General features: G+C 72.0%; 13 protein-coding genes. 5 read left to right on the top strand and 8 right to left on the bottom strand.

Features of this window, described 5'->3' with window-relative positions; translation table 11 throughout:
- Positions 1–18: 18 nt before the first annotated feature.
- Positions 19–900: a sulfotransferase domain-containing protein gene (locus WA640_RS15270; protein WP_335988719.1), complete on the bottom strand. Its 882-nt coding sequence runs from the start codon at positions 898–900 to the stop codon at positions 19–21.
- A gap of 40 nt (positions 901–940) precedes the next feature.
- A complete protein-coding gene (locus tag WA640_RS15265; protein ID WP_106365362.1) occupies positions 941–1,330 on the bottom strand; it encodes a winged helix-turn-helix transcriptional regulator in 390 nt (129 codons plus the stop codon).
- A gap of 162 nt (positions 1,331–1,492) precedes the next feature.
- Here WA640_RS15265 and WA640_RS15260 point away from each other — a divergent pair, with 162 nt between their 5' ends.
- The 3 genes from WA640_RS15260 to WA640_RS15250 all read left to right on the top strand — a co-directional run bounded on the left by WA640_RS15260 (position 1,493) and on the right by WA640_RS15250 (position 4,058).
- On the top strand, positions 1,493–2,944 hold the full coding sequence (locus tag WA640_RS15260) for an MFS transporter (protein WP_335988718.1): 1,452 nt from the start codon (positions 1,493–1,495) through the stop codon (positions 2,942–2,944).
- A gap of 89 nt (positions 2,945–3,033) precedes the next feature.
- On the top strand, positions 3,034–3,474 hold the full coding sequence (locus tag WA640_RS15255) for an Rrf2 family transcriptional regulator (protein ID WP_335988717.1): 441 nt from the start codon (positions 3,034–3,036) through the stop codon (positions 3,472–3,474).
- Positions 3,471–4,058 carry an NIPSNAP family protein gene (locus WA640_RS15250; RefSeq protein ID WP_335988715.1) on the top strand — a complete coding sequence of 196 codons (588 nt, stop codon included), beginning with the start codon at positions 3,471–3,473 and terminating at the stop codon, positions 4,056–4,058. Before WA640_RS15255 ends, WA640_RS15250 begins: the two co-directional genes overlap by 4 nt.
- Before the next feature lie 12 nt (positions 4,059–4,070).
- On the opposite strand, the gene WA640_RS15245 is transcribed toward WA640_RS15250, so the two are convergent.
- The 3 genes from WA640_RS15245 to WA640_RS15235 are packed head-to-tail and all read right to left on the bottom strand — an operon-like array spanning position 4,071 to position 5,474.
- Entirely contained in the window at positions 4,071–4,613 is a 543-nt protein-coding gene (locus tag WA640_RS15245) for an RNA 2'-phosphotransferase (RefSeq protein ID WP_106365358.1), read from the bottom strand.
- A 6-nt stretch (positions 4,614–4,619) separates the two neighbouring features.
- Entirely contained in the window at positions 4,620–5,045 is a 426-nt protein-coding gene (locus tag WA640_RS15240; RefSeq protein WP_335988714.1) for a hypothetical protein, read from the bottom strand.
- Between the two features lie 48 nt (positions 5,046–5,093).
- Complete coding sequence (locus tag WA640_RS15235) at positions 5,094–5,474, bottom strand: DUF1304 domain-containing protein (RefSeq protein WP_335988713.1); 381 nt, start codon at positions 5,472–5,474, stop codon at positions 5,094–5,096.
- Positions 5,475–5,619: 145 nt separating this feature from the next.
- On the opposite strand from WA640_RS15235, the gene WA640_RS15230 reads away from it, so the two are divergent.
- A complete protein-coding gene (locus WA640_RS15230; RefSeq protein ID WP_335988712.1) occupies positions 5,620–7,242 on the top strand; it encodes a hypothetical protein in 1,623 nt (540 codons plus the stop codon).
- A 33-nt stretch (positions 7,243–7,275) separates the two neighbouring features.
- Here the strand turns inward: WA640_RS15230 and WA640_RS15225 are convergent, their stop codons facing one another.
- From WA640_RS15225 to WA640_RS15215, 3 genes are all read right to left on the bottom strand, one after another.
- Positions 7,276–8,067 (bottom strand): hypothetical protein, encoded by a 792-nt coding sequence (locus WA640_RS15225; protein ID WP_335988711.1) that lies wholly within the window; start codon positions 8,065–8,067, stop codon positions 7,276–7,278.
- A gap of 60 nt (positions 8,068–8,127) precedes the next feature.
- Positions 8,128–9,912, bottom strand: coding sequence for a serine/threonine-protein kinase (locus WA640_RS15220; RefSeq protein WP_335988709.1), 1,785 nt, complete (start codon positions 9,910–9,912; stop codon positions 8,128–8,130).
- Between the two features lie 72 nt (positions 9,913–9,984).
- Entirely contained in the window at positions 9,985–11,112 is a 1,128-nt protein-coding gene (locus tag WA640_RS15215; RefSeq protein ID WP_335988707.1) for a Gfo/Idh/MocA family protein, read from the bottom strand.
- A 172-nt stretch (positions 11,113–11,284) separates the two neighbouring features.
- Here WA640_RS15215 and WA640_RS15210 point away from each other — a divergent pair, with 172 nt between their 5' ends.
- Complete coding sequence (locus WA640_RS15210; RefSeq protein ID WP_335988706.1) at positions 11,285–12,667, top strand: extracellular solute-binding protein; 1,383 nt, start codon at positions 11,285–11,287, stop codon at positions 12,665–12,667.
- Positions 12,668–12,716: the final 49 nt, after the last annotated feature.

Below are 12,716 nucleotides of genomic sequence, written 5' to 3'. Positions count from 1 at the left end.
GAGCCGATTCCGAAACGGTCAAGGGCGGTGGAGCCAGGCCGAGAGGTCGGCAGGGATCATGTCGGCCACGCGGGCCTCGTACGCGGCGAGCTCCTCGGAGGTGAGGAGTTCGGCGGCCGCACCTGAAGTTCCGCGGCGGAAGAAGGCGTCCTTGCTTCGCATGAGGCCCTTGGGATCCGGGGCGCGGTGCTCCGCGTTGGCCTTCATCTCGGCGAAGCTCGCGGCCTTGACGAGGGCGGGCCAGCGTGATTCGGGGACGTCGATGTCGAGACAGGCGGCGATGCGGCGCATCTCGCCTTCGAGGTCGGCCGAGAGGTCGGCGTAGTGGACGAGGAGGAGGTTCGACTCCTCGCGCCGCGCCCAGGCGTCGCCGAGATGCGCCATCACGCCCGGCAGCATGTCGAGGTGCTCGCGCGGGTCGTTCTGGGCGCGGGTCCAGCTGACGACCCAGTCGTGCAGGGAGGGGCGGTTCTTCTTGGCCTCGGGGACCGGGACGCCGGTCAGTTCGGCGATGCGCTCGCGGATCAGGTTGGAGCCCTGGTGGTAGAGCGAGACGGCCGCGTCGAGCGGGTGCCGGGCGACGACGATGTAGCGGGCCGCGGGGTGGATCGGGAGGCCGTCGAGCGGGGTGTGGGTCTTGATGAAGCGGCGGTGGTCCTGGGCGGCGAGCTTCGCGTGGACCTCGTCGACCGGCGTGATCGTCCAGTCGAGCCAGGGCGAGAGCTCGGGCAGCGGCGCGGGCAGGTCCGGGGTCTGGAAGACCAGAAGGGCGCAGATCATCTGCGTCCAGGTGGTGCCGTGCTTGGAGCGGGTGCTGATGACGATGTCGTCGTCGCGCATCGGGAAGGACAGCCAGCGCCGGCTGTCCTCGTCGTCGGAGCGGTAGCGGTGCGGGGTCACCGCGCGAGTCTAGAGGCGTCGCGCCGGCCGCTCAAGGCGATTACGCGGCGGCGACGAGGGCGTCGTAGCGTTCCCGGGCCTCGATGATGTCGGGGCGGTGGCGTTCGGCCCATTCGAGGAGGCCGGTGAGGTGGCCGTAGAGCTCGCGGGCGGAGTCGGTGGCACTGTACTCGACCTTGGGCGGGACGGTCGGGTAGACGGTGCGGGTGAGGAGGCCGTCGCGCTCCAGGTTGCGGAGGGTCAGGGTGAGCATGCGGCGGCTGATGCCGGGGATGCTGCGCTCCAGCTCGGTGTAGCGGACCGGGTTGCGGATGGCCGCGACCAGGATCGAGACCGACCACTTGCCGGCGACGCGGTCGATGATCTGGACGATCGGGCACGCCTCGACCTGCACGTCGGACATCGGGGCGTCGTCGCATTCGTTCGCCATGGCATGTGCTCCACTTCACAGAGCGGCACTCAGGGGGATGACCTGGAGAGGAACATCCGTGTATCCCCCGGTACATGAAAGTGCCTTCTTACGGACGGCTCCATTGGAACACATGATTGCTCCAGGAACAAATCGTTCCCCAAGAGCTGAAGGAGCCCCGCAATGCCGACCGCGACCGAAGCGAGTCTGAGCCGCCGCTGGCTCACCGTCATGGTCCTGCTCGCCGCGCAGGTCATGATCATCCTGGACCAGAACATCGTCACGATCGCCCTCCCGGCCATCCGCGACGCCCTCGGGTTCTCCCCGTCGAACCTGGTGTGGACCGTCAACGCCTACGTGATCCCGTTCGGCGGCCTCCTGCTCCTCGCCGGGCGCCTCGGCGACCTCCTCAGCCGCAAATGGGTCTTCATCGCCGGGCTGGCGCTGTTCACGCTCTCCTCCGCGGCCATCGGGTTCGCCGACACGCAGGGCCTGCTCCTCGCCGGACGCTTCGTGCAGGGCATCGGCGGCGCCGTCGCCTCCGCGGGCCTGCTCGGCATGGTCGTGATGCTGCTGCCCGAGCCCGCCGAGCAGGCGAAAGGCATCGGCGCGTTCGGGTTCGCGTCCGCCGGGGGCGGCGCGCTGGGCAGCGTCGTCGGCGGCGTCCTCACCGAGTCGATCGGGTGGGAGTCGATCTTCTTCATCAACGTGCCGCTCGGCGTGATCGTCGGCGTGCTCGCCTGGCGCCTGCTGACGAACGACCGCGGCATCGGCCTCAGGGCCGGGGCCGACGTGCTCGGCGCGGTCCTGGTCACCGCGGGTGTCATGCTCGCCGTCTACACCCTCATCGGGGTCGAGCAGCAGGGCTGGGACTCGCCGCGCACCATCGGCTTCGGCGTCCTCGCCGCGGCGCTCCTCGCCGGGTTCTTCGTCCGCCAGGCGAAGGCCGCCGCGCCGCTCGTGCCGCTGCGGATCATGTTCTCCCGCAGCGTCGCCGGGGCGAACATCGCCCAGGCGCTCATGGTCGGCGCCGCGTTCGGGTTCATGTACTTCACCGTGCTGTACCTCCAGCAGGTCCTCGGCTTCCAGCCGCTGCACGCGGGCCTCGCGTTCCTGCCTGCCCCGCTCGTGATCGCCGCGGTGTCGCTGTGGGTCGCCCCGCGCCTGCTCACCCGGTTCGCGCCCCGCAAGATCGCGATCGTCGGCCTCGCCGTGATGGTCCTCGGGTTCGTGCTGTTCGCCCAGATGCGCGCCGACGGCGCCTACCTGACCGACGTGCTCCCCGGGATGGTCACCGCCCCGCTCGGCTTCGGCCTGACCATGCCCGCCCTCATGACCCTCGGCATGGCCGACTCCAAGCCCGAGGACGCCGGCGTCACCTCCGGCCTGTTCAACACCGCCCAGCAGGTCGGCGGCGCGGTCGGACTCGCGGTCATCAGCACCGCCGTCTCGGCCCGCACCGCCTCGCTCCTCGACGGCGGCGCCGCGCAGGCCGAGGCCCTCACCGCCGGGTACCGGCTCGGGTACACGATCGCCGCCGTCATGGTCGCCGTCGCGTTCCTCGTCGCCGTCACCGTGATCCGGGTCCGCAAGACCGAAGCGGCCCAAGCCGGACCGGTCCCCGTCACCGCCTAGCCCCCCACTGAGCCGCCGTCCCCCGCCGGGGACGGCGGCTCAGTCGTAACCGTTTCTGTTACGATCAGCGCGACCGGAAGGAGGCGGCCATGGCGGCCAACAGCAGGCTCACGATCGCCGTGCACGTCCTCGCGTGGATGGCGCTGGCGAAGCGCCGCGGCCGCGAGGTCATGACCTCCGACGAGATCGCCGCCAGCGTCGCCACCAACCCCGTGATCGTCCGCCGCAGCCTCGGCGACCTGCGCGAAGCCGGACTCGTCGAGTCCCGCCGCGGCACCGGCGCCGGGTGGCTCCTCGCGCGCGAACCCGCGGCGATCACCCTCCTCGACGTCCACCGGGCGATCGGCGCCGAACCGCTGTTCGCCCTCCACGCCACCGAACCGAACCTCGAATGCCCTGTCGGCCTCGGCATCCGGCCCGCGCTCACGGAGGTCTACGCCGCCGCCGACGCGGCCGTGGCCCGCGAACTCGCCGGGCGCACCGTCGCCGACGTCCTCGCCGAGACCCTCACCCATCAGGAGCGACCGTGATCCCCTGCACCGTCTATGAACTGCGCCAGTACACCCTCCACCCCGGACGGCGCGACGAGCTCGTCGAGCTGTTCGAGCGCGAGTTCATCGAACCGCAGGAGGACGCCGGGATGCGCATCGTCGGCCAGTTCCGCGACCTCGACCGCCCCGACCACCTCGTGTGGGTCCGCGGCTTCCGCGACATGGAGACCCGCGCCGCCGCGCTCGCCGCGTTCTACGGCGGCCCCGTCTGGAAGGCGCACCGCGACGCCGCGAACGCCACCATGATCGACTCCGACGACGTGCTCCTGCTCCGCCCGGCCTACCCCGGCGCGGGATTCTCCGCGCCCGGCGGCGCCGAGGCGGGCCGCTTCACCGCCGCCGTGCACCGCAACGAACCCAGCCTCGCCGACCAGTGCCGCCGCCGCATCGGGCCGCTCGCCTGCCTGGAGACCGAGCCCGCCGAGAACACGTTCCCCGCGCTGCCGGTCCGCACTGGAGAGGACGTCCTCGTCTGGTTCGCCGCGGGCGACACTGCGCACGACCTGCCCGAGCCGGTCCAGACGCTCAGGCTCGAACCCACCGCCGGGTCCCGGCTCCGCTAGCCCGCCCCCGGCTCACTCCGGGAACGCGATCGCCCACGGCGGCACCGACTCCGTCAGCCACACGCCGTTGTCCGACCGGAAGAACACATGGCCCTCAGCGGCCATGCCCGCCGCATCCACCACGAGCACGACCGGCCGCCCGCGCCGCGAACCGACGCGGACGGCCGTGGCGTAATCGGGCGACAAGTGGACGTCGTGGCGGGCCATCGCCTTCAGGCCCTCCGCGCGGATCGCGTCCACGAACCCCTCGGCCGTCCCGTGGAACAGCTCCGCGGGCGGATCGAGGGGCTCCAGACCGAGATCGACCTCGACGGTGTGGCCCTGGTTCGCTCTGATGCGGCCGTCGCGGATCGTGAAGCGCCGCTTGTCATTGCGCTCCACCACCTCGTCCAGCTCCGCGCGGGTCACGCGGAACCGCTGCCGCTCCAGGGCCGCGAGCAGCACGTCCACGTCCACCCAGCCCTGCGCGTCCAGCTCGATCCCGATCCGCTGCGGATCGTGGCGCAGATGCCGCGACAGGTACTTCGAGACCTTGACCACCCGCCGGTCGTCCATCGCGGCCTACTGCTGCGGGGCCTGCTGCTGCGCGGCGCCGACCGCCTGCACGACCTGCGCGACCTCCTCGGGCCGGCCGACCTTCAGGTTCACCTTCTTCTGGCGGCCGTCCGGCAGGATGCGCAGCACGTTCGTGCCGTCGAACCACAGCCGCTCGCCCTTCGCCGCACCGTACGTCGCGGCCTTGAAGCCCAGCGGCGAGTGCAGGTAGACCGTGCCGGTCGCGGGCTCGTACGACGCGTACGGGTTCGAGAACGTCAGGATGCCGATCAGCAGGAACAGCGGGCCGGTGATGATGCCGATCGCGAACGCGCCGACCAGCAGGTTCAGCACGCCGACCACGGTCCAGACGGCGCCGACGACGGTGAACAGCACCGGGTACCAGGTCTTGTACCGGACCTTCAGGGTCTGCGGGGCGGGCGGATACGTCATGGGGCACTCCGATTCTTCAGGGGAAGGGGGCGCCGCCAGCCTACAAGATCACAGCTGCGTCGCCGCGAACACGAGTGCGAGCAGCGGGAACAGCCCCTGCTTGAGCGCCGAGGACGCCATCGACCGGTCCCGCGCCACCAGCACCAGCGCCGCCAGCAGCATCGAACCGCACGAGGAGACCACCAGCGTCCACCCCACCGCGGGCTCCGTCCGCACCAGCACCGCGCCCGCCAGCGCCCCGATCGCCAGGAACAGGTTGTACCAGCCCTGGTTGTACGCCCACGGCTTCACGGCCTCCAGGTCCGCCGGATCGGTCTTGAACGTCCCCTGATGGACCTTGGGATCGGCGAAGCGCACGCTCTCCATCACGAAGATGTACACGTGGAGCAGCCCGGCGAGGGCGGCGAGGACCTGAACGACCAGAAGCATGGAAGCAGTCTCGCCGATCCGCGCCGATCCCGCCAGTGTTCCAGCGCAAAGCAGATGCCGGTCCCGGGCGGCCCGCCGCGCCGACCGGGACCGGTCCCGGGCCGCACGTGGTCTCCTGGACGCACCGCCGACAGAGGAGCGCCCCGTGTACCCCGATATGTCGCCCCCGCAACCGCCTCAGGAACCGTCCCCGGACCGGGTCGTCGCGCAGCCGCTGCCGCCCCGGTTCGAACGCGAGCCGCTGGGGCCCGAGCCGCCGCGGTTCGAGCCGAAGCTCCGCCCGCCGTTCGTCCCCCGCCCCGTCGACCCGGTCGCCGCCATCGTCGGGAACGCGACCGCACTCGGCCTGGGCTACATGCTCATGGGCCGCGTGCGCCTCGCGCTGGCCGCGATCGCCGGGACTGCCTTCCTGCTGCTCCCGCTCGCCGCCGACCCCGGGAACCTGGCCTGGCGGTACGGGTTCGGCGCCTGGTGGGTCCTGATGTGCTTCCACGCCTGGCACCTCACCCGCCGCACCGAGGCCGCGCTCCTCGAAGGCCGCCGCAAGCGCATGCGGCTCATCGCGACCGGAGCCGCCGGGTTCGTGCTCCTCGCGGTCGTCGGCTTCCACCTGGACGCGTGGCGGACCGTGCGCGGCGCCGAAGCCGACCACGCCGAAGGCAACTGCGCGAGCGCCGTCGAGACCCTCGAAGGTCTCGACGCCGTCGACCGGATCACGAACGGCCCCATCGTCATCGAAGGGGAGGAGCAGCTGGAGGCGTGCCGCCTGCTCAACCGGGCCCGCGCCGAGGGCCTCCTCACCGGCGCCTCCACGATGGAGGACTACCTCGCCCACCCGGCCGCGCTGTGGGACGGCGCCGGGCCCGAGCGCGCCGCCATGCTCTTCGACGTGGCACGCGGCGGCGACCCCGCCGAACCCCTCGAAGCCGGGTTCGCACAGCTCACCGACACCCTGACCGCCGACCCCGGCCAGTCCGACCGCGTGCGCGGCATCGTTGAGCAGCTCATGGCCGACCTCGACGACGACACCGCGCCCTGCGAGGCCGTCGCCGTGGACGACTGGATCGCCGGGTGGACCTGGAACGCCCCCGAGATCACCGAGCCGATCGCCGCGGCCGCCGACGCGGTGCCCCTGCGTCTCCTCGACTGCGCCCGCTCCCAGTCCGCGCACGACGAACTGCAAGCGGCCCAAGCGAGCTACCAGCGCTTCCTGGCCGAGTACCCCGACCACGCCGAGGCCGCCACCGCATCCGACGAGGCCTACGAGGTCGACTCCCGGATCGAGTTCGACACCGTCTCGGCCCTGCTCGACGCCGACGAGTACTGCCAGGCCCCCGCCCCGTGGCGCGGCGCCCCCGCGTACTCCGGGTCCGGCCCGCATCCGATGTGGATGATCGGCCTCGACGGGTCGACGTACGGCATGTCCGACTCGTGGCTCTCCGGCAGCGTCGAGGAGACGCAGATCGTCACGTGCGTCGACGGCCCGAAGCGGGGGAAGCACCTGGACACCTGCTACTACGAGAACCCGCTCAGCGACTACTTCAACAGCGAGGTCGACTTCTACGCCACCCGCTTCGACGTCAAGGTCTTCGCGCTCCGCACCGGCGAGCAGGTCGACTCGTACACCGTGCAGTTCGAGGGGGACCCCTGCCCGGAGGTCCTGGAGTACTACACCTACAGCGGCATCGACACCGGCCCTCCGGGCACTGTGGAGGCCGAGGTCAGCGACGCCCAGGTCCGCAGCGTCTTCGAACGCCTCCAGGACTGAGGCGGCGGCCGCGCCCGCCGGGGCGCGGCCGCTTCAGTCCTCGCCGAGGACCCGCAGGTCCGGCGGCACGAGCGTGCGCGTGTGCAGCAGCTCGGTGATGAGGTTGTGGTTGAGCATGTTGCCCACCGGCTCGCCGACCTCCTCGCGGGTCAGGCCCGGCACGCCAGCGCCCGACAGGCGCCTGCGCACGTTCGCCACGAGGTGCTCGACCTTCTTGGGCCGCCACTCCTCCCCGCCGAGCCCGCTCAGCTCGACCGCGACCTGCTTCCACGACACCGGCTGCGGGTACGCCTCGTGCAGCAGGTACCGCTGAGCCAGGCACACCAGCGCCAGCCGCTCGTCGGCGTCGAGGCGCCACGGCCGGTCCTTGAGCGTCGCCGCGCCGGGCGCGGGCGGCGGGAGCCTGCCGTCGTCGCCGGAGACGTACAGCTCCACCAGGTGCCTGCGCCTCGCGGTGCCGCTGATGAACACCGGCGTGTACCCGGTCAGGACCGGCACCGGCTCGTCCTCGGGGAACAGCGTGCGCGAGCCGGGGAGCTGGAGCGGCAGGTGCCCGGTGTTCGCGAGCCACCAGTGCCCGCCGACGCGGGCGACGCGCCCGTGCGCGCGGCTGACGCGCCGGTCGTCCTCGCCCACGCACACGTGCACCTCCGGCCGGTTCCGTCCGAACAGGACGACCCGGTCCTCCTTGGGCCGGAACCGGACCCCGCCCGAGACAGACAGCGCGTAGATAGTGCCCGGCACGGCGTCGGCGACCCCGAACGCCAGGCTCGCGTGGTCGGGCGGCAGCGGTTCCAGGCCCTCGACCTGGGGGATGTCAGTCATTTCGGCCTCCGGAATCCTTCCCGCCCACCCTGCCACGCACCGCTCGGGACCACTCCCGGATCAGGCGTCGGGGAGGGCCTCGGCGGCGGGTTCGGCGAGGTCCACTGCGAGCGCGCACCGGTCCTCCTGGGTCTCCTCATCGCCGAACACGATGAGGCGCAGGAACTCCGTCGTCGTGGTCCCATCGCCGTCGGCGCTCGGGTATGAGCGGTTCACGACGCTGACCAGGCACGAGTCGGGGTACCAGTGGTCGCCCTCGACGAGCGCCGGGCGCCCGCCGATCTCGACGACCTCGCCGTCCTCTGCGGTCGGCGGATCGGCGCGGTCGAACTCCAGGCTCACCTTGCGGTCGCTGGTGGTGCTGTACCACTCGCACTCCCAGTCGCCGAACCCCCGGTACGGCGAGTGGGCGTTGACGCCGGGGAACCGCTCCAGCGCTTCGTCTCCGAGCAGCTCGCACGCGTCGAGGCCGTACAGCGACGCGGGGTCTTCGGGCGCGCGGCGGGGGATCTCGCCGCGGTCGAGGACCGCGAGCGCGCCCGCGACCGCCGTGTCGGCGACCGCGCACAGGTCGCTCTCGCCGCTCTCGTCCTGCCCGGCGTCGATCGACAGGAGGTTCGTGCCGTCGGGCAGCACCAGGGTCCGCTCGCACTCGTCGTGCTCGCCCTCGTAACTGATCACGCCGATCGGGCCTTCCATCCTGGTCGGTCCCCGCTCGGGCTCGGCGGTGCTGACGTAGAAGTACAGCTCGACGTCGACCCAGCCGGTCTCGGTGTCGAGGAAGACGTCGCAGCGGTTGAAGTTGCCGTTGTCGGAGTCCAGTCGGGCCCTGCCGTACGCGCTGAGCGCCTCGACGTCGAGGAGCGCGCACGGGTCGGCGGTGCGCTGGTCGCCCACGTAGTCGACGGGGAGGCCCCCGGCGGCCGGGTCGCCGCCGGATTCGGCGGGCCGCAGCGCGGGCCACAGGACGGCGGCGAGGACGACCAGGGCGGAGGCCGCCGCGGCGGCCCAGATCCACTTGCGGCGCAAGGGCGTGCGGGAGCGGCCGGGTACCGGTTCGCCGGAGAGGCGGGCCAGTTCGGCATGCGCGTCGCCGATCGCGACGCGGCGCTTGGGGTCGGCCTCCAGGAGGCGGTCGAGGACCGGTTCGAGCGTGCCGGCGCGCTTCGGGGCGACGCGGTCGCCCTGGGCGGTGCGCCACAGCAGCGCGTGGGCGTTGCCCTCGCCGAACGGAGAGGTCCCTTCGACGGCGTGGAACAGGGTGGCGCCCAAGGAGAAGACGTCGGCCGCGGCGGTGTAGCGGCCGCCTCGGACCACTTCGGGCGCGACATACCCGGGGGTGCCGGTGACCGCGCCCGTTCCGGTGAGCGTCGGCTCGGCGTGGACCTGGCGGGCGATGCCGAAGTCGGCGAGCTTCGCCTGCCCCTGCTCGGTGACCAGGACGTTCGCGGGCTTGATGTCGCGGTGGAGGATGCCCTTGGCGTGCACGGCCTCCAGGCCGCCCGCGAGCTGCGCGCCGTACCTGGCCGCGGTCTCGGCGTCGACGGTGCCGAGGTCGGCGAGGGAGCGGCCCGCGACGTACTCCATGACGATCCAGTGGTCGCCGTCGTCCTCGGCGAGGTCGTGGACGGTGACGACGTTGGGGTGGTTCAGGCTGGCGAGAGCCTGAGACTCCTTGCGCACCTTGGCGGCCGCGGCGTCGTCGCCGCCGGACAGGGCCCGTTTCAGCGCGACGGGCCGGTCGTGGAGCCGCTGGTCGGCCGCGCGCCAGACCTCGCCCTGGCTGCCGGAGCCGAGGCGCTCCTCAAGCCGGTACCGCCCGCCCACAACCTGCCCAGTGCGCACTGGCCGCTCCCACCGAAAACCCGAATCGCCCCCATGTGCCTGCCTCCACCCTAATGCACCGGAGCGAAACGGTTACTCCCCAACAGGAGCGGTGAACCCGGTATGCGTCTCCTGATCGTCGTAGGCGCCGTCGAGGACGTCGGCCACGAGGATCGGCCTCCCGAGGGTCGCCGACAGGTAGACCGCGCGGACGGTGGCGAGGGCCAGGAGCCCGTCGTCGAGGGTCACCCACGGGTCGCGGCCCTCGCGCACGGCCGCGGCGATGTCGGTCCACTGCGTCAGGTGCGGGTTCGCGTACCCGCCCTGCGGCGCCTCGGCGGCGTCGCGCAGCTCGCGGGCGACCTGGTCGCCCTCAAGGCCCTCGGCGTCCCGGGTGTGCAGGAAGGTCAGCTCGTCGGCGGCGATCACCGCCGACCCGTCGGTGCCGTGGACCTGAAGGCGCACACCGAGATCGGGGTACGCCGTGGTGGTGGCGTGGAGCGTCGCGAGCGCGCCGCCCTCGAAGCGGAGGATCGCGACGGCCACGTCCTCGACCTCGATGCGCTCGTGCCCGAGGCGCGCGGTGTGGGCGGTGACCTCGACCGGGGTCCCGAGGAACCACAGCAGAAGGTCGAGGGTGTGCACGCCCTGGTTCATGAGGGCGCCGCCGCCGTCGAGCGCCCAGGTGCCGCGCCAGTCGGCGGAGTCGTAGTACGCCTGGGTGCGGTACCAGTCGATGTTGGCGACCGCGGAGGTCACGGTCCCGAAGCGGCCCGCCTTGAGCGCGTTGTGGACCGCGAGGGACGCCGGGTCGTGGCGGTGCTGGGAGATGACGGCGACGACCTGCCCGGGCCGCTCGGCGGCCGCCGCGCGCAGGCGCCGGGCCGGGCCCATGGCGACGTCGAGGGGCTTCTCCACGACGACGTGGACGCCCGCTTCGAGCGCCTCCAGGGCCAGGTCGGCGTGGGTGCCGCTGAGGGTGCACACGGCGACGACGTCGATCCCGCCCGCCGCGAGCGCCGACGCGAGGTCGGGGTGGACGCGCGGCCTCGGCCGCCCGAGGTCCGCCAGCTGTTCGGCGACCGCTTCGGCGGCGGGCGCGTACGGGTCGACGAGGGCCGCGACCTCCAGGTCGGGGGAGTGGGCGGCCACTTCGGCGTGGAGGCGGCCGATGACGCCGCAGCCGACGACGGCCACGCGCAGGGGTGCTTCGGTGCTCATGCTGCTTGTGCTCCTTGGCTTTCGGCGGTCGGAGGGAACGCGGTCCGGGGGCGGGTCCAACACTAACGGCCCGCACCGGGTTGACTTACTAACACTAATGGAGTTAGTTTATCGGCACCACGACGACCGGCCCGAACGCCTCACGGGCCAGAACCCTTCAGGAGTTTCAATGATGAAACTGTCCAGGCGCCATGTGCTCGCGGCGGGCTCCAGCGGCGCCGTCCTGGCCGCCACCGCCGCCTGCTCCGACCCCGGCGCCAACGGCGCGACCGAGGACCTCGACCCCGCCGCCGACGTCACCATCTCCGTCGGCGACCAGCCGACCGAGGACAAGCCCGAAGAGCTCGCCGCGTTCAACGACCGCGTCGCCGAGTTCGAGGCCGCCAACGCGAACATCACGATCGAGCCCTCCCCGGAGGTCTGGGAGGCCCAGACCTTCCAGGCCAAGCTCGCCGGCGGCACCCTCCCCACGGTCATGGGCGTGTCCCTCACCTACAGCTACGAGCTCATCGAGAACGGCCAGCTGCCGAACATGACCCCCTACCTCGACGAGCTCGACCTCACCGGCGACCTCAACCCGCTCGCCCTCGACAACGTCAAGGACGACGACGGCAACGTCTACACCATCCCCACCGGCCTGTTCTCGGTCGGCATCGCCTACAACCGCAACGTCTTCGAGCAGGCCGGGCTCGACCCCGACGCCCCGCCCGCCACGTGGGACGAGGTGCGCGCCTTCGCCCAGCAGATCAAGGCGAACGTCCCCGGCGTCACCCCCTACGCGCAGATGACCACCAACAACACCGGCGGCTGGATGCTCACCACCATGACGTACGCCAACGGCGGGCGCATCCAGGACGACGCCGGGACCGAGTCCGTCATGGGCGAGGAGACCATCGCCGCGCTCCAGCTCCTCCACGACATGCGCTGGGTCGACGACACCATGGGCCGCGAGTTCCTCTACGACCAGGAGAGCGTGCGCCAGGCCTTCGCGGGCGGCACCATCGGCATGGTCCTCCAGGCCCCCGACGCGTACGACACCCTCGTGCGCGACTACGGCTTCGACCCCGCCCACTTCGGCATCGGCCAGCTCCCGCAGGGCGGCTCGGGCGCCAACGGCACCCTCACCGGCGGCACCCTGAAGCTGTTCGACGCCAAGGCCACCCCGAACCAGCTCCTCGCCGCCGCCAAGTGGATCAAGTACTACGACTTCGACAAGTACTACGACGAGGCCGTCGCCCTCGACGACGCCGAGACCAACGCGGCCGCGGGCAACCCCGTCGGCCTCCCCGGCCTCCCGCCGGTCTCGCAGGAGATCTACGACCGGTACCTGGGCTGGATCGAACCGCACATCAACGTCCCCCTGGAGCAGTTCGCGAGCTACACCTCCTCGACGCTGCCGCTCATCGCCGAACCCCCGGCGGGCACCCAGCAGACGTACGCCGCGCTCGACCCGGTCGTGCAGCAGATCCTCACCGACGAGCACGCCGACATCGCCCAGGCCGTGGCCGACGCGACCGAGGTCCTCAACGGGATCATCGCGCAGGCCGCGCGGTAGGGACCGAGCCGCCGGCCGGGCACCGCGCCGGGCCCGGCCGGCCCTCGGA

The organism is Glycomyces sp. MUSA5-2 (genome assembly GCF_037034145.1).
GTDB classification, from domain to species: Bacteria; Actinomycetota; Actinomycetes; order Mycobacteriales; family Micromonosporaceae; genus Glycomyces; species Glycomyces artemisiae.
The sequence above is the reverse complement of the archived record's forward strand: the minus strand, read 5'-3'. Positions and strand labels throughout refer to the sequence as shown.

Coding starts and splice junctions, on each gene's coding strand:
- WA640_RS15265 (WP_106365362.1), bottom strand. CDS start 1,330: ATGGCGAACGAATGCGACGACGCCCCGATGTCCGACGTGCAGGTCGAG.
- WA640_RS15260 (WP_335988718.1), top strand. CDS start 1,493: ATGCCGACCGCGACCGAAGCGAGTCTGAGCCGCCGCTGGCTCACCGTC.
- WA640_RS15255 (WP_335988717.1), top strand. CDS start 3,034: ATGGCGGCCAACAGCAGGCTCACGATCGCCGTGCACGTCCTCGCGTGG.
- WA640_RS15245 (WP_106365358.1), bottom strand. CDS start 4,613: ATGGACGACCGGCGGGTGGTCAAGGTCTCGAAGTACCTGTCGCGGCAT.
- WA640_RS15240 (WP_335988714.1), bottom strand. CDS start 5,045: ATGACGTATCCGCCCGCCCCGCAGACCCTGAAGGTCCGGTACAAGACC.
- WA640_RS15235 (WP_335988713.1), bottom strand. CDS start 5,474: ATGCTTCTGGTCGTTCAGGTCCTCGCCGCCCTCGCCGGGCTGCTCCAC.
- WA640_RS15225 (WP_335988711.1), bottom strand. CDS start 8,067: ATGACTGACATCCCCCAGGTCGAGGGCCTGGAACCGCTGCCGCCCGAC.
- WA640_RS15215 (WP_335988707.1), bottom strand. CDS start 11,112: ATGAGCACCGAAGCACCCCTGCGCGTGGCCGTCGTCGGCTGCGGCGTC.
- WA640_RS15210 (WP_335988706.1), top strand. CDS start 11,285: ATGAAACTGTCCAGGCGCCATGTGCTCGCGGCGGGCTCCAGCGGCGCC.